This is a genomic window from Microtetraspora sp. NBRC 16547 (assembly GCF_030268965.1).
Lineage (GTDB): Bacteria > Actinomycetota > Actinomycetes > Streptosporangiales > Streptosporangiaceae > Microtetraspora.
Map to the genome: position 1 here is coordinate 154019 of NZ_BSSE01000013.1, position 26694 is coordinate 180712.

Sequence of the window (26694 nt, forward strand, 5' to 3'; positions counted from 1 at the left end):
CGTAACCTCTGAATTGAGCGGATCTCCGGGCAGCAGCCAGGCACTTGTGGACTCACTGTAGTCGGGAGAACCGGTGGTCCCTGAACTGGGGCCGGAGGCGACGAGTCCGGGCGCCCGTGGAAACGCCGCCGCTCAGGGCGCCGGGCGGCCGGTGCGGTGGTGGTCTACCGAACGGTAGGACCCCCGACCCGTTAGGGTCCGGTGTGGGCGGGAAATGCCGAAACCGGCGCAATGAAACTAGAGGGGATCGAGCAGTTGAGCAGCGCAAGCCTTGAGTGGACCGATCTCGACCGGCGAGCAGTCGACGTGGTGCGAGCACTGGCGATGGACGCGGTCGAGAAGGCGGGCTCGGGTCACCCCGGAACTGCGATGAGCCTGGCTCCCGCGGCCTATCTGCTTTTCCAGCGCGTCATGCGGCACGACCCGTGCGACGCCAAGTGGGCGGGCCGTGACCGGTTCGTCCTTTCCTGCGGCCACAGCAGCCTCACCCTTTACATCCAGCTCTACCTGTCGGGGTACGGCCTGCGCCTGGAGGACCTGAAGGCGCTGCGCCAGTGGGGCAGCCTCACCCCCGGCCACCCGGAGTACGGCCACACCGTGGGCGTCGAGACGACCACCGGCCCGCTCGGCCAGGGCCTCGGCAACGCCGTCGGCATGGCCATGGCGGCCCGGCGCGAGCGCGGCCTGTTCGACCCGGAGGCGGCCCCCGGCACGTCCCCGTTCGACCACATGATCTGGTGCTTCGCCTCCGAGGGCGACATCGAGGAGGGCATCAGCCACGAGGTCAGCGCGATCGCCGGCCACCAGAAGCTCGGCAACCTCGTGGTCGTCTTCGACTCCAACCACATCTCCATCGAGGACGACACGCAGATCGCCCTGTCGGAGGACATCACCAAGCGCTACGAGGCGTACGGCTGGCAGGTCCTGGAGGTCGACTGGACCGCCACCGGTGAATACAAGGAGGACGTCCAAGCGCTCTACGACGCGCTGGAGGAGGCCCGCGCGGAGACCGAGCGGCCGACGTTCATCAAGCTGCGCACGATCATCGGCTGGCCCTCGCCCGGCAAGCAGAACACCGGCAAGATCCACGGTGCGGCTCTGGGCGAGGCCGAGGTGGCCGCCACCAAGCGGGTGCTCGGCCTGGACCCGGAGCAGACCTTCCAGGTCCCGGGCGACGTCCTCGACCACTCCAGGGAGGTCGTCAAGCGCGGCCGCGAGGCCCGCGCCGAGTGGGACAAGATCTACCACAGCTGGCGGGCGGCCAACCCGGAGCGTGCCGAGCTGTTCGACCGGATCTCGGCCCGCCACCTGCCGAACGCCTGGTACAAGGCACTGCCCACGTTCGAGCCCGGCACCTCTGTGGCGACCCGCAAGGCGTCCGGCGAGGTGCTGAGCGCCCTCGCGCCGGTGCTGCCCGAGCTGTGGGGCGGCTCCGCCGACCTCGCCGACTCGAACAACACCACCATGAAGGGCGAGCCGTCCTTCATCCCGGAGGAGTACCAGACGCGCGAGTTCCCGGGCAACCGCTACGGCCGCACGCTGCACTTCGGCATCCGCGAGCACGGCATGGGCGCCATCCTCAACGGCATCGCCCTGCACAACGGCACCCGGCCGTACGGCGGCACGTTCCTCGTCTTCAGCGACTACATGCGCCCGGCGGTGCGGCTCTCCGCGCTGATGAAGCTGCCGGTGATCTACGTGTGGACGCACGACTCCATCGGTCTCGGCGAGGACGGCCCGACCCACCAGCCGATCGAGCACCTGTGGTCGCTGCGCGCCATCCCCGGCCTCGACGTCGTACGGCCGGCCGACGCCAACGAGACCGCGGCGGCCTGGAAGACGGTGCTGGAGCACACCGACCGTCCCGCGGCGCTCGCGCTGACCCGGCAGAACCTGCCGGTCTACGAGGGCACGGGCGACGCCGACCGCGTCGCGCGGGGCGGTTACATCCTGGAGGAGGCGTCCACCGGCCAGCCCGCCGTCGTGATCATCGGCACCGGCAGCGAGGTCGAGCTGGCCGTCGGCGCCCGCAGGATCCTCGAGGAGCAGGGCGTCCCGACGCGGGTCGTGTCCATGCCGTGCGTGGAGTGGTTCCGCGCCCAGGACGCCGCGTACCGGCAGTCCGTGCTGCCCCCGGCGGTCCGGGCCCGGGTCGCCGTCGAGGCGGGAATCTCCCTCGGCTGGCACGAGTTCGTGGGCGACGAAGGGGAAGTGCTGAGCCTTGAGCACTTCGGCGCCTCCGGGCCGTACCGGACCATCTACGAGCAGTTCGGCCTGACCGCCGACCGTGTGGTGGCCGCCGCCAAGGCGAGCCTCGCCAAGACGGGGGCCGACAAGGGCGAGACGACCGGAAACTGAGGAGATCATGAGCGAGAACCTGAAGCGCCTCACCGCGGCCGGCGTGTCGATCTGGCTGGACGACATCAGCCGTGACCGGCTGCGCACCGGCAACCTGGCCGCCCTGATCCGCGACAAGCAGGTCGTGGGCGTCACGTCCAACCCCACGATCTTCGCGGGCGCCCTGAGCAAGGGCGACGCGTACACCGCCCAGCTGCACGACCTGCGGGTGCGGGGCGTCTCGGTCGAGGAGGCCGTCCGGTCGATCACGACCTTCGACATCCGCTGGGCCGCCGACGTGCTGCGTCCGGTCTTCAACGCCACGGGCGGCGTGGACGGCCGGGTCTCCATCGAGGTCGACCCGCGCCTGGCCAGGGAGACGGAGAAGACCGTCGCCGAGGCGCGCGCGCTGTGGTGGCTGGTCGACCGGCCCAACCTGTTCATCAAGATCCCGGCGACCGTCGAGGGCCTGCCCGCGATCACCCGGTGCATCGCGGAGGGCATCAGCGTCAACGTCACGCTGATCTTCTCCCTTGAGCGGTACCGCGCGGTCATGGACGCCTGGCTGGAGGGCCTGGAGAAGGCCAAGGCGAACGGCGTCAACCTCGCCACCATCGAGTCGGTGGCGTCGTTCTTCGTCAGCCGCGTCGACACCGAGATCGACGCCCGCCTGGACCGGGTCGGCACGCCCGAGGCCGCCGCGCTGAAGGGCCGGGCCGCCGTGGCCAACGCGCGGCTCGCGTTCGCCGCATTCGAGGAGGTCATGGCGAGCCCCCGCTGGCAGGCGCTGCGCGCGGCCGGCGCCCGGCCGCAGCGCCCGCTGTGGGCCTCGACCGGCGTGAAGAACCCCGACTACCCCGACACGCTGTACGTCGACCAGCTCGTCACGGCGGGCACGGTCAACACGATGCCAGAGAAGACGCTCGACGCGGTCGCCGACCACGGCAGGATCTCGGGCGACACCGTGCGTCCCTTCTACGAGCAGGCGTGGAACACGATGGCCGCGCTCAAGGAGGCCGGCATCGACTACGACGACGTCGTGCGGGTGCTCGAAGACGAAGGCGTGGACAAGTTCGAGGTCTCCTGGAAGGAGCTCCTGGAGACCGTGGCCGCCGAGCTCGGGAAGGCCTGAGATGACCATCGAGGTAACCCTCGGCCAGGAGCCGGAGGCCGTACGCGCCCTCCGGGAGAAGCTGGTCGCCGAGGGGGTTCCGGCGGCGCTCGCCGCCGGCGACCCCGGCCTGTGGGGGCCGGAGGCCAGGGCCGAGGCGGCCGTCCGCCTCGGCTGGCTGAAGCTCCCGCTGACCAGCAGGGAACTGCTGCCCGAGATCACCAAGCTCGTCGAGATGGCGCGCGCGGAGAGCCTCGACCACATCGTGCTGGCCGGGATGGGCGGCTCGTCGCTGGCCCCGGAGGTGATCTGCGCCACCGAGGACGTGCCGCTGACCGTGCTCGACACGACCGACCCCGCTCAGGTACGGCGGGCGCTGAACGACCGGCTGGACCGCACGCTGGTGGTCGTCGCCAGCAAGAGCGGCGGCACGATCGAGACCGACAGCCACCGCCGGATCTACGAGGAGGCGTTCCGCGACGCCGGGATCGACCCGGCCGAACGCATCGTCGTCGTCACCGATCCGGGCTCCCCGCTGGAGGAGACGGCCATCGAGTCGGGTTACCAGGTCATCCTGGCCGACCCGAGCGTCGGTGGCCGCTACAGCGCGCTGAGCGCCTTCGGGCTGGTGCCGAGCGCGCTCGCGGGCGCCGACGTCGGGCGCCTGCTCGACGACGCGGCCGCGGTGGCGCCCCGGCTCGCACGGAACGACGGCAACCCGGGTCTCGACCTCGGTGTACTGCTCGGCGCCGAGGCCCTCGCGGGACGCGACAAGGTGATCCTGCGCGACAGCATGACCGACATCAACGGGCTCCCCGACTGGATCGAGCAGCTCATCGCCGAGTCGACCGGCAAGTCGGGCAAGGGCATCCTGCCCGTCGTCGGCGCCGAGGCGGCCGAGGCGCACGACCAGTTCCTGGTCAGCATCGGCCCGGACGGCGGCACGTCGGTCGACGGCCCGCTTGGCGCGCAGTTCCTCGTCTGGGAGTACGCCACGGCGATCGCCGGCAGGGTGCTCGGGATCGACCCGTTCAACCAGCCGAACGTGGCCGAGTCCAAGGAGAACACGACCCGCATCCTCCAGGAAGCGGGCGACGGTCCTCTGCCGACCGGCACGCCGATCCTGACGGACGGCCCGGTCGAGGTCTACGGCGACGTTCCGGGCGACCCGAAGAACCTCGCGGACGTGCTCACCGCGCTGCTGCGGGCCATCCCGGATCGCGGCTACCTCGCGATCATGGCGTACCTGGATCGTGAGGCCGCGTTCGACGCCGCCCAGGTCGGCGACGCCTCGTTCGAGGAGCTGACCGAGGCGTGGGCGGCCGCCGACCCGGCGACGCTGCGGGCGCTGCTCGACTATCGGACCCACCACGCGGTGACCTTCGGCTGGGGACCGCGCTTCCTCCACTCGACCGGCCAGTTCCACAAGGGCGGCCCGGAGGTGGGCGTGTTCCTGCAGATCACCGGCGCGGTCACCGAGGACATCGAGGTGCCGGGCAAGCCGTACACCCTGGGCAGGCTCCAGCTCGCCCAGGCGCTGGGCGACCTCGGGGCGCTGGCGTCACGGGGCCGGCCGGCCGTACGCCTGCACCTCACCGACCGGGTCGCGGGCGTCAAACACCTGCTTTCCGTGGCGGAAGAGCTCTGACCATGAACACGCCACTGGCGACAAGCCGGGAGGCGAGGAGATCCGATGGGTGATCGGAAGAACCGCCCCACCGAGAAGGCGAAGGCCGCCGCGGGGACGCCAGACGTCCCGGCGGCGGCCGGGCCGACCGGCACGGCGGACGCACAAGAGACGACGGACGCACAAGAGACGACGGACGCACAAGAGACAACGGATGCCCAGCGCACGGCGGACGCGACGCGGACGCCGGAGCCGCATGACCTGGCGGCCGCGCTCGGCCTGTCGGTCGAGGACGCGAACACGGTGAACCCGCTCCGGGACCCGCGCGACAAGCGACTGCCCCGCGTGGCCGGTCCCTGCGTGCTCGTCCTGTTCGGCGTCACCGGCGACCTGGCGAAGAAGAAGCTGCTCCCGGCGATCTACGACCTGGGCAACCGGGGCCTGCTGCCCCCGGGGTTCTCCCTGGTCGGCTTCGCCCGCCGCGACTGGGCGCACGAGGACTTCGCCCAGGTCACGTACGAGGCGGTGAAAGAACACGCGCGGACGCCGTTCCGCGAGGAGGTCTGGCGGCAGATCGCCGAGGGCATCCACTTCTGCCCCGGGGAGTTCCACGACGACGGCGCCTTCGACGTGCTCGCGATGATGCTCAAGGAGATCGACGAGACGCGCGGCACCGGCGGCAACTACGCGTTCTACCTGTCGGTGCCGCCGAAGTTCTTCCCTCTCGTGGTGGAGCAGCTCAAGCGAACCAACCTGGCCAACGCCCCCGAGGGGGCCTGGCGCCGGGTGGTCATCGAGAAGCCGTTCGGCCACGACCTGAAGAGCGCCCGCGAGCTCAACGCGATCACCAACGCCGTGTTCCCCGAGAAGTCGGTCTTCCGCATCGACCACTACCTCGGCAAGGAGACCGTCCAGAACATCCTGGCCCTGCGGTTCGCCAACACGCTGTACGAGCCGATCTGGAACCGCGGCTACGTGGACCACGTCCAGATCACGATGGCCGAGGACATCGGCATCGGCGGCCGGGCCGGATACTACGACGGCATCGGCGCGGCCCGTGACGTGATCCAGAACCACCTGCTCCAGCTTCTCGCCCTGGTCGCGATGGAGGACCCGACGTCCTTCGACGCCGACTCGCTGCGCCGTGAGAAGGAGAAGGTGCTCCGGTCGGTGCGGCTGCCGGCCGACCTGTCGCTCGGCACCGCCCGCGGCCAGTACACCGCGGGATGGCAGGGCGGCGAGCCGGTCGTCGGCTACCTGGAGGAGGAGGGCATCCCGCCGGACTCGATCACCGACACCTACGCCGCCATCCGGCTGGAGGTGGCCAACCGGCGCTGGGCGGGCGTGCCCTTCTACCTCCGCGCGGGTAAGCGGCTCGGCCGCCGGGTCACGGAGGTGGCGGTGGTGTTCCAGCGGGCGCCGCACCTGCCGTTCAGCTCGACCGCCACCGAGATCCTCGGGCAGAACGCGCTGGTCATCCGGGTCCAGCCGGACGAGGGGATCACCGTGCGTTTCGGCTCCAAGGTGCCGGGCACCGCCATGGAGGTCAGGGACGTCAGCATGGACTTCGCCTACGGCGAGTCGTTCATGGAGTCCTCTCCGGAGGCGTACGAGCGGCTGCTGCTCGACGTCCTCATCGGTGACCCGCCCCTGTTCCCGCACCAGAAGGAGGTCGAGCTGTCCTGGATGATCCTCGATCCCATCGAGGAGCACTGGGCGGCCTCAGGCCGTCCGGAGGGCTATCCCGCGGGCACCTGGGGCCCGCCGTCCGCCGACGCCATGATGACCCGTGACGGGCGCGTCTGGCGGCGGCTGTGAGTGAACGGAAAGCGCCGTGACCACCTTCAACCTGACCGACACGACAGCTTCGAAGATCTCCGCGACGCTCACCCAGCTGCGCCACCAGATGGGCGCTCCCGCGGTGGGCATGGTCCTCACCCTCGTCGTGGTGTGCGACGAGGCCGGCCAGTACGACGCCGTCCGGGCGGCCACCGAGGCCGCGCGCGAGCATCCGTCACGCGTGCTGACGGTCATCCGGCGCGACACGTACGAACCCGACCGGCTCGACGCCGAGGTGCGGGTGGGCGAGTCGTCCCCGGGTGAGGTCGTCCTGCTCCGCCTGTACGGCCGGCTCACCGGGCACGCCGACTCGGTGATCAGCCCGCTGCTGCTGACCGACACCCCGGTCGTGGCGTGGTGGCCGGGCGACTCTCCCGCGGTGCCGTCGCGGGACGCCGTCGGCCAGTTCGCGACCCGCCGGATCACCGACGCCAGGGCCGCGCGCGACGCCGTGGCGGCGATCAGGGGCCGGCACACGGGCTACGTGCCCGGCGACACCGACCTCGCGTGGACGCGGCTGACGTCGTGGCGCAGCCTCCTCGCCTCCGCGTTCGACCGGCATCCCGGGCCGATCCGGTCCGGCGTCGTGGCGGGCGCCGCGGGCAACCCGAGCGCGCCGCTGCTCGCGGCGTGGCTGGCCGAGCGGCTGGGCGTCCCGATGGAGCTCACCGAGAGCGACGGGCCGGGCCTCACCGAGGTACGGCTCACGCTCGCCGAGGGCGGCGAGCTGAAGATCGCCAGGACGGACGCCCGGCTGGCGACGCTGTCCCAGCCCGGTCAGCCGGACCGGCGGGTCGCCCTGGCCCGCAGGTCGACCGCCGAGCTGCTCGCCGAGGAGCTGCGCCGCCTGGACTCGGACGACATCTACGGGTCGACGATCCAGTGGCTGGCGAAGTCCCCGATGTCCCAGTCGTCCCACTCGTCCTAGACGTCCCAGACGTCCTGATGGAGAAGAACACGCCGTGAGTGTCCCGAACGTCATCGTCCACCGCGACGCCAACGTGCTCGCCCAGGCCGTGGCGGCCCGTCTGATCACCCGGCTGGCCGACACGCAGGCGGCTCGCGGGTCGGCCCATCTCGTGCTGACCGGCGGAACCGTCGGCATCGCGACGCTCGCGGCGGTCGCCGGAACGGCCGCGCGCGACGCGATCGACTGGCGCGCCCTGGATGTGTGGTGGGGGGACGAGCGATTCCTGCCCGCCGGTGATCCCGAGCGCAACGAGACCGGCGCGCGTACGGCTCTGCTCGACCACGTGGACGTGGATCCCGCCCGCGTGCACGCGATGCCGTCCCCCGACTCCGGTCTCACCGCGGAGGAGGCGGCCGAGGTCTACGCCGCCGAGCTGGAGAAGGCGTCCCGGCCCGAGGACCACGGCCCGGTGCCGTCGTTCGACGTGCTGCTGCTCGGTATGGGCCCGGACAGCCATGTCGCGTCGCTGTTCCCGGGGCAGCCCGCCCTTTACGAGGAGGAGCGCACGGTGGTCGCGGTGCACGGCTCCCCGAAGCCGCCGCCGACCCGCCTGTCGCTCACGTTCCCCGCGATCCGGGCCGCGCGCGAGGTGTGGATCGTCGCCGCGGGCGCCGAGAAGGCGCAGGCCGTGCACCTGGCCCTGTCCGGGGCCGGCCCGATCCAGGTCCCGGCGGCCGGAGCCCGCGGCAGTCAGCGCACGCTGTTCCTGCTCGACCGGGCCGCGGCCGGAAAGATCCCTCCCGGCCTCGGCCGCATCGCCTCTCCCTGATCCCGCCACACTCGGCGCCGAACTCCTGCTCAACGCGCTCTCGACGATCGTGACCGCGTCGGAGGCCGTGGGCGGCCGCCTGATCGTCGTCGACGCGATCGATGAGGGTGCCGCCGATTTCTATGCTCATCACGGCTTTCTGCCGGTCAAGGGCAACCCATGCCGTCTGGTGATGAAAACGGCGACCGCACAGGCCGCGCTTGCCTCACGGAGCGCGGACTGACTGCTTCGCTGCACGGGGGCGGCTCCCAGGCCGCGTTCATCGAGTGCGGCCCGGAATCGATCTACAGAGGAAGGCGTAATATCTCGAGAAATCTGGCAGATTAGACCTATGCCAGATGCTCCCCTGCCCCGTGAAGAGTTGCGCGCGACCATCGAGGCCCGCCGCGACCTGGGCCCCGAATACGAAGCCGCTCTGACGGACGCCTTCCTCGACCGCATCGAGGCCACCATCGCGCAGCGGGTGAAGGCGGAGGCCGACAGCAGGCTTCCGGACACGCGGCACACGGCGTGGGTGGAGCAGCAGGAGCGCAAGCGGGCCCTCGGGATGGCGCTCGGCTCGCTCGGCATCGCCCTCCCGCTCACCGGCGCGGCCGGGGCAACCGGTGGGATGCCCGGAATGATCGTCGCGTGGGCCGGCATCGTGGCGGTCAACATGGCCTACGCCTTCGGACGCCGACGGCGCGGCTGAGGTCGGCCGCTCCCGGAGCGGCGGCGAGAGCCGGGCGGGCGGCGGCGATCGTGACCAGCGCGCCCGGCGCGAGCGATCGGACCCCGTGAAACGATCATCCCGGCCCGCGGCCGCTGAGTCGCCGCGAGCCGGGGTGATTCACCGTGACGGGATCAGCTCGGGGATGCCGTCGCCATCACGCCCACGGCGATCCGCGCCTCGATCACACCGGGGTCCTCGGTGTAGGCGAGCGTGGCGCCGAGGGAGAGCAGCAGCCTGCGCATGCGGGCGTTGTCGGACAGGAAGGACGCCCTGACCTCCGCGAAGCCGAGGTCGCGCGCTTCCTCCAGGAGCATGCGGCCGAGGATCCGGCCGAGGCCGCGTCCCTGCCAGCGGTCCTCCACGAGGAAGGCCATCTCGGCGATCCCGGGGTCGGGGGTGAACACCAGGTTGGCCATGGCGACCACCTGGCCGTCGTGCCCGGCGACGAGCGCACGGCCGTGGTCACGGTCGCAGAGCCGCTCGAACACGCGCGGCGGCAGCGACGGCATGGCGGTGAAGTAGCGGAACCTGCGGGACTCGGGCGAGCAGCGCTCGTGCAGGTCGCGGACGGCCTCCCGGTACAGCGGGGTCAGCGGCCTGACCATGACCTCGGCTCCGTCGCCGAGCCGTGCCGGTCGATCGGCGCCCTGCGCCTCGACGGGAGGCTGCGCGAGCCGTACGAGCGCGGCGGCGCGGGCGGCCTCGGTGAGCGTGAACGGCAGTTCGGCCCGGCGCAGCCGGATCGCGCGGCGCGGCGCCACGGGCACGGTGAGCAGGGTCGGGTCGGGCAGGTCGGAGAGGTCCGCGCCGTAGACCCAGCGTGCGTCGTCGGCGCGCAGCAGATCGCGGAGGATCTCCGGCAGCCGCCACGGCATGGCGCGCAGGCGGGCGGCGAGCAGCAGCACGCGGGTGGGCTCGTCGGTGAGGTCGTGGGCGGTCGCGGTCACGACATGGACCCGGCGCCCGCCGGCGGCCTCCAGGGCCTCGCGCACGGTCTCCGCGGAGGCGGGGATCTCGGCGACGAACTCGTCCACCGTGCCGTCCGTGTCCGGCTGGACGGAGAGGCCGAGGATGTTGCCGCCCTGCTCGGCCAGCGCCGCCGCCAGCGAGGCCAGCTGCCCGGGCCGCTCGTCCACCGTCGTCCGAATCCGCAAGAACCCCATCGATACCGCTCCCTCCGTCACAGAAGCAATCCTGTCGTAGATCTGTTACGCGATTGCTACATGGAGGTGTGCCGACCGTTTCAACCTGGCGAACCCTGTCATGAGCGACGTTATCGGTATGTAAGACGCCTTCTCACCACGGCATCCGCAGCGAGGTTCACCAACCGGTACGGATATAGCAGGATATTCCTCATGAACGCTCCGCTGTCCTCAAATTTCGTCAACGGCGATGTGTCCTTCTGGTACCGATCTCTCGGGATTCCGACCCCCGGCGCCCCTCTGGAGGGAGACAGGGAGGCCGACGTCGCCATCGTCGGAGGCGGCTATACGGGCCTGTGGACCGCCTACTACCTGAAGAAGGCGGACCCGTCCCTGCGGGTGGCCGTCCTGGAGAAGGAGTTCGCCGGCTTCGGCGCGTCCGGACGCAACGGCGGCTGGCTGACCGGCGCACTCGCGGGCTCGCCCGAGCGCTATGCCAGGACGCACGGGCGGGAGGCCACCCAGCGGTTGCAGCGGGAGATGTTCGCCGCGATCGACGAGGTCATCGCGGTCTGCGCGGACGAGGACATCGACGCGGACATCGTCAAGGGCGGGCTGTTCAACGTCGCGCGCGGCCCGGCGCAGGACGCCCGGCTGCGCGCCGAGCTGGCCGCGCAGCGCGAGTGGGGCTGGACCGAGGAGGACGTCCGGCTGCTCTCCCGCTCCGAGATGGACGAGCGGATGCGCGTCTCCGGCGCGGTCGGCGCCATCTGGAGCCCACACTGCGCCAGGATCCAGCCCGCCAAGCTCGCCCGGGGGCTGGCGGAGGCCGTACGCCGCCTGGGCGTGGATCTCTACGAGGGGACCCCGGTGACCGCGATCGCGCCCGGCCGGGCGGTCACGCCGTACGGCACGGTCCGGGCGCCGCACATCCTGCGGTGCACCGAGGGGTTCACCGCGACGGTGCCGGGCCACCACCGGGACTGGCTGCCGATGAACAGCTCGCTGATCGTCACCGAGCCGCTCCCCGCCGAGGTGTGGGAGACGATCGGCTGGGAGCGGCGCGAGCTGCTCGGCGACATGGCGCACTACTACATGTACGCGCAGCGAACCGCGGACGACCGCATCGCGTTCGGCGGGCGCGGCCGGCCCTACCTGTACGGCTCCCGCGTGGACGAGCGCGGGCACACGCACGACTGGACCGTGGACGCGCTGTGGAACCTGCTGACGTCGTTCTTCCCCGCCGTCGCGTCCTCCCGGGTGGCGCACGCCTGGTCGGGCGTGCTGGGCGTGCCGCGCGACTGGTGCGCGACGGTCGGCCTGGACCGCTCGACCGGTCTCGGCTGGGCGGGCGGATACACCGGTCACGGCGTGACGACGACCAACCTGGCCGGGCGCACGCTCCGTGACCTGGCGCTGGGACGGGACACGCCGCTGACCGGCCTACCGTGGGTGGACCGCCGCGTCCGCTCCTGGGAGCCGGAGCCGCTGCGCTGGCTCGGCGTCCACTCCATGTACCGCCTCTACCGCATCGCCGACGCCCGTGAGGCCAAGGGCATGACGCGGACCTCCGTGCTGGCCCGCGTCGCCGACCGGATCACCGGCCACTGATCTCCGCGCGCGCCCGGGGACGCCGGGCGCGCGTTCACCGTGTTCGCCACCACGTCGGCGCGGCCGACGTGGAACGACCAACGAAGAAAGGGCAGCATCGTGAGCTCCCCCATCCTCTTTCACGGCGGCCGGGTCTTCACCCCCGGCGGATTCGCCGAGGCGGTGCTCGTCCGCGACGGCGTGATCGCCGCCGTCGGCGCCGAGTCCGATCTCGCCCGGCTCTCGCCCAGCGCCGAACCGGTGGACCTCCAGGGCGGCCTGCTGACCCCGGGGTTCGTCGACGCCCACATCCATCCGGTCCAGGCCGGCCTGGAGCGGGCCTCCTGCGATCTGTCGGGCATCCATGGACTCGACAACTATTTGGCGCACATTTCGGCATTCGCCGCGGCAAGTCCGGAAAGGGAGTGGATCACCGGCGGCGGCTGGGACATGTCGGCCTTCCCCGGAGGCCTCCCCCACCGCTCCCAGCTCGACTTCCTCGACCGCCCGGCGTACCTGATCGTGCGCGACCACCACACCGCGTGGGTCAACACCCGCGCGCTCGAACTCGCGGGCATCACCAAGGACACGCCCGACCCCGTCGACGGCCGGATCGAGCGCGACCCCGACGGCACCCCCAGCGGCGTGCTGCACGAGGGGGCGATGGACCTCGTCGGCCTGCTCACGCCGCGCCCGACCGCCGCCGACGCCGAGGCGGCCCTGCTCGACGCGCAGCAGCACCTGTTCTCCCTGGGCGTCACCGGCTGGCAGGACGCCATCGTCGGCTCCTACGCGGGCATGGACGACCAGCTGCCCATCTACCTGTCCACCGCGTCGAGCGGCCGACTGAAGGCCCGCGTCGTCGGCGCCCTGTGGTGGGACCGTACGCGCGGGGCCGAGCAGATCCCCGAGCTCGTCGAGCGGCGCGCCCGCGCCGAGGGCCTGGACCGCTTCCAGGCCACCGCCGTAAAGATCATGCAGGACGGCATCCCGGAGAACTTCACCGCCGCCGTCATCGAGCCCTACTGCCGGTGCGGCGGGACCGGGCTGTCGTACGTGGACCCCGAGCTCCTCAACGGCTACGTCAAGGAACTCGACGCCCACGGGTTCCAGGTGCACTTCCACGCCATCGGCGAGCGCGCCGTACGCGAGGCCCTGGACTCGCTCACCGGGACGAACCCGGAGAACCGGCACCACATCGCGCACGTGCAGATCATCACCCCTGAGGACCTGCCGCGCTTCGCCGCCCTCGGCGTGACCGCCAACCTCCAGACGCTGTGGGCCACCCACCACGCGCAGATGGACGAGCTGTGCATCCCCTACCTCGGCGAGGAGCGCTCGTCGTGGCAGTACCCCTTCGCCGATCTCGTACGGCACGGCACACGGCTCGCGGCCGGGTCGGACTGGCCGGTCACCTCCGCCGACCCGCTCAAGGCCATGCACGTGGCGGTCAACCGCACCGAGCCGGGCGACTCGGCCCACGCGTCCTACCCGACCGCGCAGACCCCGTTCCTCCCCGGCCAGCGCGTCGACCTGCGGACCGCCCTGACCGCCTACACGGCCGGATCGGCCTGGCTGAACCGCTCGCCCGCCGGAGTGATCGAGGAGGGCCGCCCGGCGGACCTCGTCGTCCTCGACCGGGACCCCTTCGCCCTCGATCCCGAGGACATCTGGACGACCCGCGTACGGATGACCTTCGTCGACGGCGAGTGCGTCGCCGACAACACCACAGCCTGACGGAGCCGGCGCCCGGACACGGCAAGGCCCCCGCTCCCACTGGGGAACGGGGGCCTTCCCGTATGCCGCGAACAGGCCTAGTAGATCGGGCGCGACGAGGACCGCAGCCGCTCCAGGGCCTCGGCCAGGATCTGCGCGCCGTCCTTGTCGCTGCGACGCTCCTTCACGTACGCGAGGTGCGTCTTGTACGGCTCGTTCCGCGGCGGAGCGGGCGGGTTCGCCTCGTCCTGACCGGCCGGAAGCCCGCACCGGGGGCAGTCCCAGTGCTCAGGGACGGCCGCGTCGCTGGCGAAGCTGGGACGCGTCTCGTGCATGTTCGCGCACCAGAACGAGACCCGCACTCGGGGGGCCGCCTCGCCGCGTTCGGCTTCCCCCATGGGGCCCGCACCGACTCGGCTGCCACGGATCGCGTTGCCACTACCCACGAATGAACTCCTCGCTCTCACGCCCCGCGGGACACGGGGGAAAGATGAATCTATGTCACGTGTCGCCGCAGATGAGCCACTTCTGCCCGGTTTTTTACAGCCTGCCCGGTTTGGGCGTGCCGGTGGTTACGGCGTGCCCGTGGTTACGACTTGAGCAGCAGGCCCAGCGCGATGATGCAGACGAACCACACCACGCCCGTGATGATCGTGAGACGGTCGAGGTTGCGCTCGACCACCGCCGACCCGCCGAACGACGACGAGAACCCGCCGCCGAACATGTCCGTGAGACCACCACCCTTGCCCTTGTGCAGCAGAACGAGCAGCACCATCAGGGCGCTGGACAGAATGAGGGCGATGGAAATTCCGATAATCACCGTTGACCTGTTCCTATGACCCGCGCGGGTGCGCAACACCAGCGGTGTGACGATTCAATCTTGCCCTATGAGGGTACGGCCTGTTGTCAAGTCGCACCCTCCGAACGGCTCAGCCCGCCATCTCGCCGAAGCGGGAGATCTTCACGAACTCACCCGGGTCGAGGCTGGCCCCTCCGACGAGGGCGCCGTCCACATCCGGCTGCGCCATGATCCCGGCGATGTTGTCGGACTTCACCGATCCTCCGTAAAGGATACGGACGGCCGCGGCCACCTCACCGTCGTACAACTCGGCGAGTCGCGTCCTGATCGCCCCGCAGACCTGCTGCGCGTCCGCCGGAGTGGCGACCTCGCCGGTCCCGATCGCCCAGACCGGCTCGTACGCGACCACGAGGGACTTCGCCTGCTCGGCGGTGATCCCGTCGAGGGCGCCGTCGAGCTGGGCCAGGGTGTGGGGCACCTGCTCGCCGGCCTTGCGGACCGGCAGGCCCTCCCCGACGCACAGGATCGGCGTGATCGCGTGCCGGTAGGCCGCCTTCACCTTGGCGTTGCACACGCCGTCGTCCTCGCCGTGGTACTGCCGCCGCTCCGAGTGGCCGACCAGCACGTAGGAGCAGCCGAGCTTGGCGAGCATCACGCCGGAGATCTCCCCGGTGTACGCCCCCGCGTCGTGCCGCGACAGGTCCTGCGCGCCGTAGGCGATCTGGAGCTTGTCCCCGTCGACCAGGGTCTGCACGCTGCGCAGGTCGGTGAACGGCGGCAGGACGGCGACCTCGACGGCGTCGAAGTCCTTGGCGGTGAGGGAGAACGCCAGCTTCTGTACCAGGTTGATGGCCTCGAGGTGGTTGAGGTTCATCTTCCAGTTGCCGGCGATCAGCGGCGTGCGGCTCACGAGTCCTCCAGAGCGGCGAGTCCGGGCAGGGTCTTGCCCTCGAGGTATTCGAGGCTCGCCCCGCCACCGGTGGAAATGTGGGAGAAGCCGTCCTCTGGCAGGCCCAGGCGGCGTACGGCCGCGGCGGAGTCGCCGCCGCCCACGACGGTGAACGCCTCGGAGGCGATCAGCGCCTCGGCCACGGCCCGGGTCCCGCCCGCGAACGCGTCGAACTCGAACACGCCCATCGGGCCGTTCCAGAACACGGTCCGCGCGTCGGCCAGCTTGGCCGCGAACAGGTCGCGGGTGCGCGGGCCGATGTCGAGCCCCTGCCAGTCGGCCGGGATCGCGGTCGTGTCCACCACCTCGTGCGGCGCGTCCGGCGCGAACCCGGTCGCGGCGAGCACGTCGACCGGCAGCACCAGGTCGACGCCGCGGGCCTTCGCCTCCTCCAGGAAGCCGCGCACCTGGTCGAGCTGGTCCTCCTGCAGCAGCGAGCCGCCGACCTCGTGGCCCTGGGCCGCCAGGAAGGTGTAGGCCATGCCGCCGCCGATCAGCAGCCGGTCGACCTTGGACAGCAGGTTCGCGATGACGCCGAGCTTGTCGGAGACCTTCGCGCCGCCGAGCACCACCACGTACGGCCGGGCCGGGTCCTCGGTGAGCCGCTTGAGCACCTCGACCTCGGCCACGATCAGGCCGCCGGCCGCGTGCGGAAGCCGCTTGGGCACGTCGTAGACGCTGGCGTGCTTGCGGTGGACGGCGCCGAAGCCGTCGCCGACGTACAGCTCGGCCAGGGCGGCCAGCCGGTCGGCGAACGCGCCGCGGACCTCGTCGTCCTTGGACTCCTCACCCGGCTCGAAGCGCAGGTTCTCCAGGAGCGCCACCTGGCCGTCCTGCAGCGCGGCCACCGTGGCCTGCGCGGACTCGCCGACCACGTCCGTGGCGAACGCGACGTGCTCGCCGAGCAGCTCCGACAGCCGGCGCGCGACGGGCGCGAGGGAGTACTTCGGGGTGGGCGATCCCTTGGGGCGGCCGAGGTGGGCGCAGACGATCACCTTGGCGCCGCTGTCGAGCAGCTTCCTGATCGTCGGCACCGAGGCCCGGATCCGCCCGTCGTCGGTGATCGTCTCTCCGTCGAGAGGGACGTTGAGGTCGGCGCGCACGAGCACGCGCCGACCCTTCACGTCGAGCGAGTCGATGGTCCGCATCAGAGCGAGGCGCCCACGTACTCGATGAGGTCGACGAGGCGGTTGGAGTAACCCCACTCGTTGTCGTACCAGCCGACGACCTTGATCTGGTTGCCGATCACCTTGGTGAGGCCGGCGTCGAAGATGCAGGAGGCCGGGTCGGTGACGATGTCGGCCGAGACGATCTCGTCCTCCGTGTAGCTGAGGACACCCTTCAGCGGGCCCTCGGCGGCGGCCTTCAGCGCGGCGTTGACCTCCTCGACCGAGGTCTCGCGGCGGACCTCGACGGTCAGGTCGGTGGCCGAGCCGGTGGGGATCGGCACACGCAGCGCGAAGCCGTCGAGCTTGCCCTTGAGCTCGGGCAGGACCAGGCCGATCGCCTTGGCGGCGCCGGTGGAGGTCGGGACGATGTTCAGCGCGGCGGCGCGGGCCCGGCGCAGGTCCTTGTGCGGGCCGTCCTGCAGGTTCTGGTCCTGCGTGTACGCGTGGATCGTCGTCATCAGACCCTTCTCGATGCCGAAGGTGTCGTTGATGACCTTGGCCATCGGGGCCAGGCAGTTGGTCGTGCACGACGCGTTGGAGATGATCGTGTGCGTGGCCGGGTCATAGGTGTCGTGGTTGACGCCCATGACGATCGTCACGTCCTCGTTCTTCGCCGGAGCGGAGATGATGACCTTCTTGGCGCCGTTCTCGGCGTGCACCTTGGCCTTGGTGGCGTCGGTGAACAGCCCGGTCGACTCGACGACCACGTCCACGCCCAGGTCGCCCCACGGCAGCTTGGCGGGGTCACGCTCGGCGAACGCCCTGATGGCCTTGCCGTCCACGGTGATCTCGTCCGCCGAGGCCTTCACCTCGTACGGCAGGCGGCCAAGGATGCTGTCGTACTTCAGCAGGTGGGCAAGAGTGGCATTGTCGGTCAGGTCGTTGACCGCGACGATCTCGATGTCCTTACCGCTGGCTGCCACAGCGCGCCAGAAATTGCGGCCGATACGGCCGAAGCCGTTGACGCCTACGCGGATGCTCACGGAATCGGTCTCCTCGTACGTCGTGCGCCGGCGGTCCGGCGACAGGGCTGGCTTTGAAACCTCAGTCACAGACCCTATCCGACTCAAATTGGTTTAGACCATCGCGCCCCCACCGCTGATCGAATCCGGCAAAGCAGGCGTCAGAGAGGGGCGTTCACGGCAAAGCGGCCGGTCCGCGCACGCAAACCGGCCGCCATGCCCGCAGTGGGTAGAGGCGAGGTCAGGGAGCCAGCATGTCGGCTGTGAGGTTCGCCTCGGTGTTGGCGACGCCGAGATCCTGAGCGCGCTTGTCGGCCATGGCGAGCAGCCGCCGGATCCGCCCCGCGATGGCGTCCTTGGTCAGCGGCGGGTCGGCGATCTGGCCGAGCTCCTCCAGCGACGCCTGCTTGTGCTCGACACGGAGCCGCCCCGCGACGACCAGGTGCTCGGGCGCCTCCTCCCCCAGGATCTCCAGGGCACGCTGGACCCGAGCGCCCGCCGCGACGGCGGCCCGCGCGGACCTGCGCAGGTTGGCGTCGTCGAAGTTGGCCAGCCGGTTCGCCGTGGCCCGGACCTCGCGGCGCATCCGCCGCTCCTCCCAGGCCAGCACGCTGTCGTGCGCGCCGAGCCGGGTGAGCAGGGCGCTGATGGCGTCGCCGTCGCGGACGACGACCCGGTCCACGCCGCGCACCTCGCGCGCCTTGGCGTGGATCTTCAGCCGGCGCGCGGAGCCGACCAGGGCGAGCGCCGCCTCGGGCCCCGGGCAGGTCACCTCCAGCGACATGGAGCGGCCGGGCTCGGTCAGCGATCCGTGTGCCAGGAACGCGCCGCGCCAGGCCGCCTCGGCGTCGCACGTCGCGCCCGAGACCACCTGGCGGGGCAACCCGCGCACCGGGCGGCCGTGGTTGTCGATCAGCCCCGTCTGGCGGGCCAGCGCCTCACCGTCGCGGTAGACGCGCACGACGTACCGGGAGCCCTTGCGCAGCCCGGCGGGGGCCAGCACCAGCACCTCCGCCTTGTGGCCGAACACCTCGCCGATGTCCCTGATCAGCCGGCGTGCGGTGACGTTGGTGTCGAGCTCCGCCTCGATCACGATCCGCCCCCCGACCAGGTGCAGGCCGCTCGCGAACCGCAACAGCGTCGAGACCTCGGCCTTACGGCAGCAAGGCTTCAGCACCGCGAGGCGGCTCAGCTCGTCTTTCACCACACCCGTCATGGCCATCTGCGCGTGTCCTCCCCCAAACAGACTTTGGCAGCCAGTCTCTCGCACCACAGAGGGCCGGTCTCACCGCTTCTCACGGAAAATCTCGTCCAGGACCCTGGCAAGACGTGGTCCATCGTGCCGTGGAGATCCGTCAGAGGCCCCCACATCGGCCAATATCAGACGTGCTCCCATGGACACCGCGGCCTTCTCCAGCGCACGCGGGTCGTCGACCACGCCGTGGTCGGCGAGCACCGCGTCCACCGGCAGCGACGGGGCGTGCTCCCTCAGCACCTCCAGGTGTTTCTCCGGCGAGAAGCCGTCCGTCTCGCCGGGCTGGGGGGCGAGGTTGAGGATCACCAGCCGCCGGGCGCTCGTGGTGTGCAGCGCGCGGGCCAGCTCGGGGACCTTCAGGTGCGGCAGGACGCTGGTGAACCAGGACCCCGGCCCGAACACCACCCAGTCGGCCTCGTGGATCGCCTCCACCGCCTGCGGGCAGGCCGGAGGGTCGGGCGGGAGCAGCGAGATGGCCCGGACCCGGCCCGGCGTCAGCGCGCACGCCACCTGCCCGCGCACGGTCGTGACCTCGCCGTCCAGCTCGACCTCCGCCTGGATGTCCAGCGGGACCGACGCCATGGGCAGCACCCGCCCGTGCGCGCCGAGCAACCGCCCCACCCAGTCGAGGCCCATCACCGGGTCGTCGAGCAGCTCCCACAGCGCCACGATCAGCAGATTGCCGACGGCGTGCCCGTGCAGCTCACCCTGGCTCAGGAAGCGGTGCTGGACGACCCGGCTCCAGGTCTGGCCCCACTCGTCGTCACCGCACAGCGCGGCGAGGGCCATCCGCAGGTCACCCGGCGGGATCACCCCCAGCTCGCGCCTGAGACGGCCGCTGGAGCCCCCATCGTCGGCCACGGTGACGATGGCCGTGAGGTCGCGCGTCACCGTCCTCAGCGCGGACAGGGAGGCGTACAGGCCGTGTCCTCCGCCGAGGGCCGCCACTTTCGGGCCGGACGGACCGGTGTCCTCGGTCCCCTCGTCCTCAGCGGCCGACCCGCTCATGCCGCCCCTCCTCTTCTGACAGGACGGATCCGACCAACGTCACTCGCGCCCCACATCGCGGTGGCTGACCTGTACCTCAATGCCGCGGTCGCGCAGCCGCACGCCGAGTTGCTCGGCCATCGCCACGCTGCGGTGCTTGCCACCGGTGCAACCGACGGCGAGGGTGGCGTAGCTCTTGCCCTCGCGCGCGTATCCGGCGGCGACGACCCCGAACACCTCCTCGTACGCGTCGAGGAACTCCTTGGCCCCGATCTGGCCGAGGACGTACTCGCGGACGGAGGCGTCGAGACCGCTCATCGGGCGGAGCTCGGGAACCCAGTGGGGGTTGGGCAGGAAGCGGCAGTCGACCACGAGGTCGGCGTCCACGGGCAGGCCGTACTTGTAGCCGAAGGAGACCACGTTGACCTTGAGCCCCGGCCGGTCCTCCCCGCCGAAGAATGAAACGATCTTGCTGCGCAGCTCGTGCACGTTCAGCGAGGACGTGTCGATTATCAGGTCCGCGTTGGCCCTGACCTCGCGGAGGATGCCACGCTCGCGCGCGATCCCGTCGACGAGCCGCCCGTCGCCCTGCAACGGGTGCGGACGGCGAACGTTCTCGAACCGGCGAACCAGCTCCTCGTCGCTGGCCTCCAGGAAGACCACCCGGAACCCGACCCCGCGGCCGTCCAGCTCGCCGATCGCCGCGTTGAGGTCGGAGGTGAACGCGAGGCTGCGCACGTCGACCACCGCCGCGACCTTGTCCGCAGCCAGCTTGACCCGGCCCGCCTCCTCGGCCAGCGAGAACAGCAGACCGGGCGGCAGGTTGTCGATGACGAACCAGCCCAGATCCTCAAGGGCCTTGGCGGCGGTGCTGCGTCCCGCCCCCGACATGCCCGTGACGATCACGAACGCCGGTTCTCTCGCAGCGCACATCAGTCGCTCACCGCTTTCTCTCGGTCGGCGTCCCGCGCACCGCTCAGCGCCGCCACGATGGCCTCGGCCGTCGCGGGCCCGATGCCGGGAACCTCACGGATCTCGGCCACACCGGCCTCACGCAACCGCTTCAGCGACCCGAAGTGCCGCAGAAGCGCCTGCCTGCGAGCTGGCCCGAGGCCGGGAACCTCGTCCAGCGCGCTCTCTTTGACTGCTCTGGACCGCTTCGAACGATGGTAGGCGATGGCGAATCGGTGCGCCTCGTCACGAACGCGTTGCAGGAGGTAAAGGCCCTCGCTGGAGCGCGGGAGGATCACCGGCTGGTCGTCACCCGGCAGCCACACCTCCTCCAGCCGCTTGGCGAGGCCGCAGACCGCGACGTCGTCCACGCCGAGCTCGTCCAGCGCGCGCTGCGCGGCCGCCGCCTGCGCGGGCCCGCCGTCGACCACCACGAGGTTGGGCGGATAGGCGAACTTGCGCGGGCGTCCGGTGTCGGGGTCGATCGGCATGCCGGTGCGGGGATCCGCGCCCTCGCCCTCGGCGGCGTCACCGATCGAGGCCGCGGTGTCGGGGGCGGGCTCGGCGCCCAGCTCGCCGGTGGCCGACCGCTCCTCCAGGTAGCGCTTGAACCTCCGCGAGATCACCTCGTGGATGGACGCGACGTCGCCCTCGGCCTTCTTGATCGAGAACCGGCGGTACTCGCTCTTGCGGGCCAGGCCGTCCTCGAACACGACCATGGAGGCCACGACGTCGGTGCCCTGGATGTGCGAGACGTCGTAGCACTCGACGCGCAGTGGCGCCTGGTCCAGGCCGAGCGCGTCGGCGATCTCCTGCAGCGCGCGGCTGCGGGTGGTGAGGTCGCTCGCGCGCCGGAGCTTGTGCTGTGCCAGAGCCTCCTTGGCGTTGCGCTCGACGGTCTCCATCAGGCTCTTCTTGTCGCCGCGCTGCGGCACGCGCAGCTCGACCCTCGCCCCCCTCTGCTCGGTCAGCAGCTCGGTCAGGGCGTCGGCGTCCGGCGGCGGCGCGGCCACCAGGATCTCGCGGGGGATCGCGGCCTCGCCGTACATCTGCAGCAGGAAGTGCTCCACCAGGTCGCCGGGGGTGGAGTCCTCGACCTTGTCGACCACCCACCCGCGCTGGCCCCGGATGCGGCCTCCGCGCACGTAGAAGACCTGGACCGCGGCCTCGAGCGCGTCCTCCGCCAGGGCGATCACGTCGCAGTCGGTGTCGTCGCCGAGCACCACGGTCTGCTTCTCCAGCGCACGCTGCAACGCCTGGATGTCATCGCGCAGCCTGGCGGCCTTCTCGTACTCCTCCACGGCGGCGGCGTCGCGCATGGCGCGCTCGAGCCGCTTGATGAACCGGCCGGTGTTACCGGCCATGAAGTCGCAGAAGTCCTCGGCCAGCGCGCGGTGCTCCTCGGGGGTGACCCGGCCCACGCACGGCGCGGAGCACTTGTCGATGTATCCGAGCAGGCAGGGCCGCCCGATCTGGCCGGCCCGCCGGAACACCCCGGCCGAGCAGGTCCGCACGGGGAAGACCCGCAGCAGCAGGTCGACCGTCTCCCTGATCGCCCAGGCGTGGGAGTAGGGGCCGAAGTAGCGCGTGCCCTTGCGCTTGGCGCCGCGCAGCACCTGCACGCGGGGGAACTCCTCCCCCATCGTGACCGCGAGGTATGGATAGGACTTGTCGTCGCGGTATTTGACGTTGAACCGGGGGTCGAACTCCTTGATCCAGGAGTATTCGAGCTGGAGCGCCTCGACCTCGGTGCCGACCACCGTCCAGTCGACGCTCGCCGCGCTGGTGAGCATCGTCTGCGTCCGCGGGTGCAGGCCGGCGAAATCCGCGAAGTACGAATTGAGTCGCTGGCGCAGGCTCTTGGCCTTGCCGACGTAGATCACCCGGCCACCGGGGTCGCGGAAGCGGTACACGCCCGGTGACTCGGGAATCGCGCCAGGTGCTGGTCGATAGGTTGCCGGATCCGCCACAAATCCAGCCTACTGTCAGCTACCGACAATCGACGATCTCGATCGGACGGCGGCCGCGGGCGGACGGCGCGGGCGGGCGGGCGGCGCGGGCGGACGGCGCGGGCGGGCGGCGCGGGCGGGCAGCGCGGGCGGGCGGGCAGCGCGGTCAGACGAGCACGATGCCGTCGCCGTCCAGCCGGAGCGGGAATTCCTTGAGCGGCGCGCCGGCCGGACCGCCGAGGCACGCGCCGGTGTCGAGGGCGAACGTGCTCCCGTGGCACGGGCATTCCACTGCCTTCTCGGAGAACCGCCCGACCAGGCAGCCCTTGTGCGGGCAGTTCGCCGTGAACGCCTTGAAGACGCCCTCCGACGGCTGGGTGAGAATGATCTTCCAGTCCATGATGACGGTGCCGCCGCCCACCGGGACGTCGGACGTCTTGGCGATGACCTTCCCCTTGATCCCGGGGGGCACCACCGGCTCCGGCGGGACGCCCACGCCGCATCCGGCGAGTGCGACGCCGCAGGCGGCGACGCCCGCCGTCCCGAGCACCTGACGGCGCGTGGGCATACCTGGGGAGTTGCTGGTCATCGTGGATTCCTTCTCGGGGATCGGGGTGTGACTCCAGCCTATGGACGGAACCACCCGCCCTCGCATCCGGCCTGGCGAGTTCACGCCCGGCGGAACACGGCCGGTCGCGGCAGCTGCGGGCCGGGCATGCCTGCTCCCGGCGGGGCCGCGTTCACGGCACCGCCGGGGGCACGGCCGCGGGAACAGCCGAGGACACGGCCAAGGGCACGGCCGGGTGCCGGATGCGGGACAGCGGCCCGTCAGACGCCCAGGATCTTGCGCAGGAACAGGCCGGTGTGGCTCCCCTCGACGAGGGCGACCTCCTCCGGGGTGCCCGTGGCGACGACCGTGCCGCCCCGGGAACCTCCCTCGGGCCCCATGTCGATGATCCAGTCCGCGGTCTTGATCACGTCGAGGTTGTGCTCGATGACGATGACCGTGTTGCCGTTGTCGACGAGCCGGTTCAGCACGCCGAGCAGCCTGCGGATGTCCTCGAAGTGCAGGCCGGTGGTCGGCTCGTCGAGGACGTAGATCGTCCGCCCGGTGGAGCGGCGCTGCAACTCGGAGGCGAGCTTCACGCGCTGGGCCTCGCCGCCGGAGAGCGTGGTCGCCGGCTGGCCGAGCCGTACGTAGCCGAGACCGACGTCGTGGAGCGTCTGCAGGTGCCGCCGGATCGCCGGGATGGCGTCGAAGAACTCCAACGCCTCGTTGATCGGCATGTCGAGGACCTCTGAGATCGTCTTGCCCTTGTAGTGGACCTCGAGGGTCTCCCGGTTGTAGCGGGCGCCGTGGCAGACCTCGCACGGGACGTAGACGTCCGGCAGGAAGTTCATCTCGATCTTGATGGTGCCGTCGCCCGCGCAGGCCTCGCACCGGCCGCCCTTGACGTTGAAGCTGAACCGGCCCGGAAGGTAGCCCCGGATCTTCGCCTCGGTGGTCGCCGCGAACAGCTTGCGCACGTGGTCGAAGACGCCGGTGTAGGTGGCGGGGTTGGAGCGGGGCGTGCGCCCGATCGGTGACTGGTCCACGTGCACGACCTTGTCGGCCTGGTCGGTGCCGGTGACCCGGGCGTGCCGCCCGGGAACCGTGCGGGCGCCGTTGAGCTCCTTGGCCAGCGCGCTGTACAGGATGTCGTTGACCAGCGTGGACTTGCCGGAGCCCGAGACGCCCGTGACCGCGGTGAAGACGGCGAGCGGGAACTCGACGTCGACGCCCTTGAGGTTGTGCTGGCGGGCCCCCTTGACGACGAGCTGGCGCTTCCTGTCGCGCTTGCGCCGCGTGGCCGGAACCTCGATCGCCTTGCGACCGGCGAGGTAGGCGCCGGTGAGCGACTGCTCGCTGGCGAGCAGCTCCTGGACGGTGCCGGACACGACGACCTGGCCGCCATGCTCGCCCGCGCCCGGACCGATGTCCACGACCCAGTCGGCCGCGGCGATGGTGTCCTCGTCGTGCTCGACGACGATGAGCGTGTTGCCCATGTCGCGGAGCCTGATCAAGGTCTCCAGCAGCCGATGGTTGTCCCGTTGGTGCAGGCCGATCGACGGCTCGTCCAGGACGTACAGCACGCCGACCAGGCCGGAGCCGATCTGGGTGGCCAGGCGGATGCGCTGTGCCTCGCCGCCGGCGAGCGTGCCCGCGGCCCGGTCGAGGGTGAGGTAGTCGAGGCCGACGTCGAGGAGGAAGCCGAGCCTCGCGTTGATCTCCTTGACCACACGCTCGGCGATGTGCATGTCGCGCTCGGAGAGGTCGAGGGCGGCCAGGAAGCCGGCGCACTCGCTGATCGACATGGCCGAGACCTGCGCGATCGAGGCGTCGCCCACCGTGACCGCGAGGGATACCGGCTTGAGCCGGAAGCCCCTGCAGGCGGGGCACGGGATCTCCCGCATGAAGCCCTCGAACCGCTCGCGCATGGCGTCGCTCTCCGACTCCGCGTGCCTGCGCTGCACCCAGGGGATGACGCCTTCGAAAGTGGTGTAGTAGGAGCGCTCCCGGCCGAACCTGTTGCTGTACCGGATGTGCACCTGCTCGCCGTAACCGTGCAGGACGGCCTTCTGCGCTTTCTTCGACAGCCGCTCCCACGGCGTGTCCAGGTCGAAGCCGAGCGCGTGGCCGAGGGCCTCGATCAGCCGGACGAAGTAGTCGCTGGTGTGGCCGCCGGCCCACGGGCTGATCGCGCCGTCACCGAGGGTCCGCTCCGGGTCGGGCACGACCAGGTCGGGGTCGACCTCCATCCGGGTGCCGAGACCGGTGCACTCCGGGCACGCGCCGAACGGCGAGTTGAACGAGAAGGACCTCGGCTCCAGCTCCTCGAACGACAGGTCGTCGTAGGGGCAGTAGAGGTGCTCGGAGTAGAAGCGCTCGCGGTTCGGGTCGTCCTCGGGCAGGTCGACGAAGTCGAGCGTGATCGTGCCGCCGGACAGCTGGAGAGCCGTCTCGATCGAGTCGGTCATCCGGCGGCGCGCGCCGTCCTTGACCGCGAGACGGTCGACGATCACCTCGATGTCGTGCTTCTCGTACTTCTTCAGGGTGGGCGGCTCCTCGAGCCGGATGATCGTGCCGTCCACCCTGGCCCGGGCGAAGCCCTTGGTCTGCAGCTCGCGGAACAGCTCCGCGTACTCGCCCTTGCGGCCACGGACGACGGGGGCCAGCACCTGGAACCTGGTGCCCTCCTCCAGCTCCAGGACGCGGTCCACGATCTGCTGCGGGGTCTGCCGGGCGATGGGCCGGCCGCAGGCGGGGCAGTGCGGCTTGCCGATGCGCGCCCAGAGGAGACGGAGGTAGTCGTAGACCTCCGTGATGGTGCCCACGGTGGAACGCGGGTTGCGGCTGGTGGACTTCTGGTCGATCGAGACGGCCGGGGACAGGCCCTCGATGAAGTCGACGTCGGGCTTGTCCATCTGCCCGAGGAACTGCCGGGCGTAGGAGGACAGCGACTCGACATAGCGACGCTGGCCCTCGGCGAAAATGGTGTCGAAGGCCAGGCTGGACTTGCCCGAGCCAGACAGCCCGGTGAAGACGATCAGCGCGTCTCGCGGGAGCTCGAGCGAGACGTCCTTCAAATTGTGCTCACGTGCGCCACGCACGATCAGGCGGTCAGCCACTGCGGTCCCGGTAGGTCGTTGGAGTCAACAGGAGGTGCACGGGCAGGCTATCCAGAGCCACCGACAATTTCGTGGGGGCCGGAATCGCCGCCGGATCGCCCGCCGGGCCCGCGCGTACGCTCCGATGGTCGCGGCCCCTGTCTGTCCAGGGTATGGGCTCCTTCGACCGTACGTCTCCGAAGTCGGCGATG

At 70.9% G+C, this 26694-nt stretch carries 22 protein-coding genes; 10 read left to right on the forward strand and 12 right to left on the reverse strand.

The window, feature by feature from the left end; genetic code table 11:
- Positions 1–231: 231 nt before the first annotated feature.
- From tkt to QSK17_RS19330, 8 genes are all read left to right on the forward strand, one after another.
- Positions 232–2358 carry a transketolase gene (gene tkt, locus QSK17_RS19295; protein ID WP_285706272.1) on the forward strand — a complete coding sequence of 709 codons (2127 nt, stop codon included), beginning with the start codon at positions 232–234 and terminating at the stop codon, positions 2356–2358.
- Positions 2359–2365: 7 nt separating this feature from the next.
- Positions 2366–3469 carry a transaldolase gene (tal, locus tag QSK17_RS19300; RefSeq protein ID WP_285706273.1) on the forward strand — a complete coding sequence of 368 codons (1104 nt, stop codon included), beginning with the start codon at positions 2366–2368 and terminating at the stop codon, positions 3467–3469.
- Position 3470: 1 nt separating this feature from the next.
- A complete protein-coding gene (locus tag QSK17_RS19305) occupies positions 3471–5096 on the forward strand; it encodes a phosphoglucose isomerase-related protein (RefSeq protein ID WP_285706274.1) in 1626 nt (541 codons plus the stop codon).
- 45 nt (positions 5097–5141) lie between these two features.
- Positions 5142–6893 carry a glucose-6-phosphate dehydrogenase gene (zwf, locus tag QSK17_RS19310; protein WP_285706275.1) on the forward strand — a complete coding sequence of 584 codons (1752 nt, stop codon included), beginning with the start codon at positions 5142–5144 and terminating at the stop codon, positions 6891–6893.
- A gap of 16 nt (positions 6894–6909) precedes the next feature.
- Positions 6910–7842: a glucose-6-phosphate dehydrogenase assembly protein OpcA gene (locus QSK17_RS19315; protein ID WP_285706276.1), complete on the forward strand. Its 933-nt coding sequence runs from the start codon at positions 6910–6912 to the stop codon at positions 7840–7842.
- 34 nt (positions 7843–7876) lie between these two features.
- Positions 7877–8653 (forward strand): 6-phosphogluconolactonase, encoded by a 777-nt coding sequence (gene pgl, locus QSK17_RS19320; RefSeq protein ID WP_285706277.1) that lies wholly within the window; start codon positions 7877–7879, stop codon positions 8651–8653.
- Positions 8654–8702: 49 nt separating this feature from the next.
- Positions 8703–8876 (forward strand): hypothetical protein, encoded by a 174-nt coding sequence (locus QSK17_RS19325; protein WP_285706278.1) that lies wholly within the window; start codon positions 8703–8705, stop codon positions 8874–8876.
- 108 nt (positions 8877–8984) lie between these two features.
- Positions 8985–9344 (forward strand): hypothetical protein, encoded by a 360-nt coding sequence (locus QSK17_RS19330; protein WP_285706279.1) that lies wholly within the window; start codon positions 8985–8987, stop codon positions 9342–9344.
- A 152-nt stretch (positions 9345–9496) separates the two neighbouring features.
- Here QSK17_RS19330 and QSK17_RS19335 read toward each other — a convergent pair whose 3' ends face one another.
- Complete coding sequence (locus QSK17_RS19335) at positions 9497–10528, reverse strand: GNAT family N-acetyltransferase (RefSeq protein WP_285706280.1); 1032 nt, start codon at positions 10526–10528, stop codon at positions 9497–9499.
- Between the two features lie 192 nt (positions 10529–10720).
- On the opposite strand from QSK17_RS19335, the gene QSK17_RS19340 reads away from it, so the two are divergent.
- Together QSK17_RS19340 and QSK17_RS19345 are read left to right on the forward strand one after the other, a co-directional pair.
- A complete protein-coding gene (locus tag QSK17_RS19340) occupies positions 10721–12118 on the forward strand; it encodes an NAD(P)/FAD-dependent oxidoreductase (protein WP_285706282.1) in 1398 nt (465 codons plus the stop codon).
- Between the two features lie 99 nt (positions 12119–12217).
- Entirely contained in the window at positions 12218–13834 is a 1617-nt protein-coding gene (locus tag QSK17_RS19345; RefSeq protein ID WP_285706283.1) for an amidohydrolase, read from the forward strand.
- A gap of 77 nt (positions 13835–13911) precedes the next feature.
- Here the strand turns inward: QSK17_RS19345 and QSK17_RS19350 are convergent, their stop codons facing one another.
- The 11 genes from QSK17_RS19350 to uvrA all read right to left on the reverse strand — a co-directional run bounded on the left by QSK17_RS19350 (position 13912) and on the right by uvrA (position 26503).
- Positions 13912–14259, reverse strand: a complete 348-nt coding sequence (locus QSK17_RS19350) for an RNA polymerase-binding protein RbpA (protein ID WP_084259626.1) — start codon at positions 14257–14259, stop codon at positions 13912–13914.
- Between the two features lie 143 nt (positions 14260–14402).
- On the reverse strand, positions 14403–14633 hold the full coding sequence (gene secG / locus QSK17_RS19355; protein WP_285706287.1) for a preprotein translocase subunit SecG: 231 nt from the start codon (positions 14631–14633) through the stop codon (positions 14403–14405).
- Between the two features lie 109 nt (positions 14634–14742).
- Positions 14743–15522, reverse strand: a complete 780-nt coding sequence (gene tpiA / locus QSK17_RS19360; protein ID WP_285706288.1) for a triose-phosphate isomerase — start codon at positions 15520–15522, stop codon at positions 14743–14745.
- Complete coding sequence (locus QSK17_RS19365; protein ID WP_285706289.1) at positions 15519–16709, reverse strand: phosphoglycerate kinase; 1191 nt, start codon at positions 16707–16709, stop codon at positions 15519–15521. Before QSK17_RS19365 ends, tpiA begins: the two co-directional genes overlap by 4 nt.
- Complete coding sequence (gene gap, locus QSK17_RS19370; RefSeq protein WP_285706290.1) at positions 16709–17713, reverse strand: type I glyceraldehyde-3-phosphate dehydrogenase; 1005 nt, start codon at positions 17711–17713, stop codon at positions 16709–16711. Before gap ends, QSK17_RS19365 begins: the two co-directional genes overlap by 1 nt.
- Positions 17714–17933: 220 nt before the next feature.
- Complete coding sequence (gene whiA, locus QSK17_RS19375; RefSeq protein WP_285706291.1) at positions 17934–18914, reverse strand: DNA-binding protein WhiA; 981 nt, start codon at positions 18912–18914, stop codon at positions 17934–17936.
- A gap of 63 nt (positions 18915–18977) precedes the next feature.
- Entirely contained in the window at positions 18978–19955 is a 978-nt protein-coding gene (locus tag QSK17_RS19380) for a gluconeogenesis factor YvcK family protein (RefSeq protein WP_285706293.1), read from the reverse strand.
- Positions 19956–19994: 39 nt separating this feature from the next.
- Positions 19995–20867 (reverse strand): RNase adapter RapZ, encoded by an 873-nt coding sequence (gene rapZ / locus QSK17_RS19385; protein WP_285706294.1) that lies wholly within the window; start codon positions 20865–20867, stop codon positions 19995–19997.
- Positions 20867–22855 (reverse strand): excinuclease ABC subunit UvrC, encoded by a 1989-nt coding sequence (gene uvrC, locus QSK17_RS19390; RefSeq protein WP_285706295.1) that lies wholly within the window; start codon positions 22853–22855, stop codon positions 20867–20869. The genes rapZ and uvrC overlap by 1 nt, the downstream gene beginning before the upstream one ends.
- A gap of 145 nt (positions 22856–23000) precedes the next feature.
- Entirely contained in the window at positions 23001–23423 is a 423-nt protein-coding gene (locus QSK17_RS19395; RefSeq protein WP_285706296.1) for a Rieske (2Fe-2S) protein, read from the reverse strand.
- Between the two features lie 239 nt (positions 23424–23662).
- Positions 23663–26503, reverse strand: coding sequence for an excinuclease ABC subunit UvrA (gene uvrA, locus QSK17_RS19400; RefSeq protein WP_285706298.1), 2841 nt, complete (start codon positions 26501–26503; stop codon positions 23663–23665).
- Between the last annotated feature and the right edge of the window lie 191 nt (positions 26504–26694).

What these genes read in the sequence shown, in the direction of transcription:
- zwf (WP_285706275.1), top strand. Translation starts at nt 5,142, where the DNA reads ATGGGTGATCGGAAGAACCGCCCCACCGAGAAGGCGAAGGCCGCCGCG.
- tkt (WP_285706272.1), top strand. Translation starts at nt 232, where the DNA reads ATGAAACTAGAGGGGATCGAGCAGTTGAGCAGCGCAAGCCTTGAGTGG.
- QSK17_RS19305 (WP_285706274.1), top strand. Translation starts at nt 3,471, where the DNA reads ATGACCATCGAGGTAACCCTCGGCCAGGAGCCGGAGGCCGTACGCGCC.
- tal (WP_285706273.1), top strand. Translation starts at nt 2,366, where the DNA reads ATGAGCGAGAACCTGAAGCGCCTCACCGCGGCCGGCGTGTCGATCTGG.
- QSK17_RS19395 (WP_285706296.1), bottom strand. Translation starts at nt 23,423, where the DNA reads ATGACCAGCAACTCCCCAGGTATGCCCACGCGCCGTCAGGTGCTCGGG.
- QSK17_RS19330 (WP_285706279.1), top strand. Translation starts at nt 8,985, where the DNA reads ATGCCAGATGCTCCCCTGCCCCGTGAAGAGTTGCGCGCGACCATCGAG.
- QSK17_RS19380 (WP_285706293.1), bottom strand. Translation starts at nt 19,955, where the DNA reads ATGAGCGGGTCGGCCGCTGAGGACGAGGGGACCGAGGACACCGGTCCG.
- whiA (WP_285706291.1), bottom strand. Translation starts at nt 18,914, where the DNA reads ATGGCCATGACGGGTGTGGTGAAAGACGAGCTGAGCCGCCTCGCGGTG.
- rapZ (WP_285706294.1), bottom strand. Translation starts at nt 20,867, where the DNA reads ATGTGCGCTGCGAGAGAACCGGCGTTCGTGATCGTCACGGGCATGTCG.
- QSK17_RS19335 (WP_285706280.1), bottom strand. Translation starts at nt 10,528, where the DNA reads ATGGGGTTCTTGCGGATTCGGACGACGGTGGACGAGCGGCCCGGGCAG.
- QSK17_RS19365 (WP_285706289.1), bottom strand. Translation starts at nt 16,709, where the DNA reads ATGCGGACCATCGACTCGCTCGACGTGAAGGGTCGGCGCGTGCTCGTG.
- QSK17_RS19340 (WP_285706282.1), top strand. Translation starts at nt 10,721, where the DNA reads ATGAACGCTCCGCTGTCCTCAAATTTCGTCAACGGCGATGTGTCCTTC.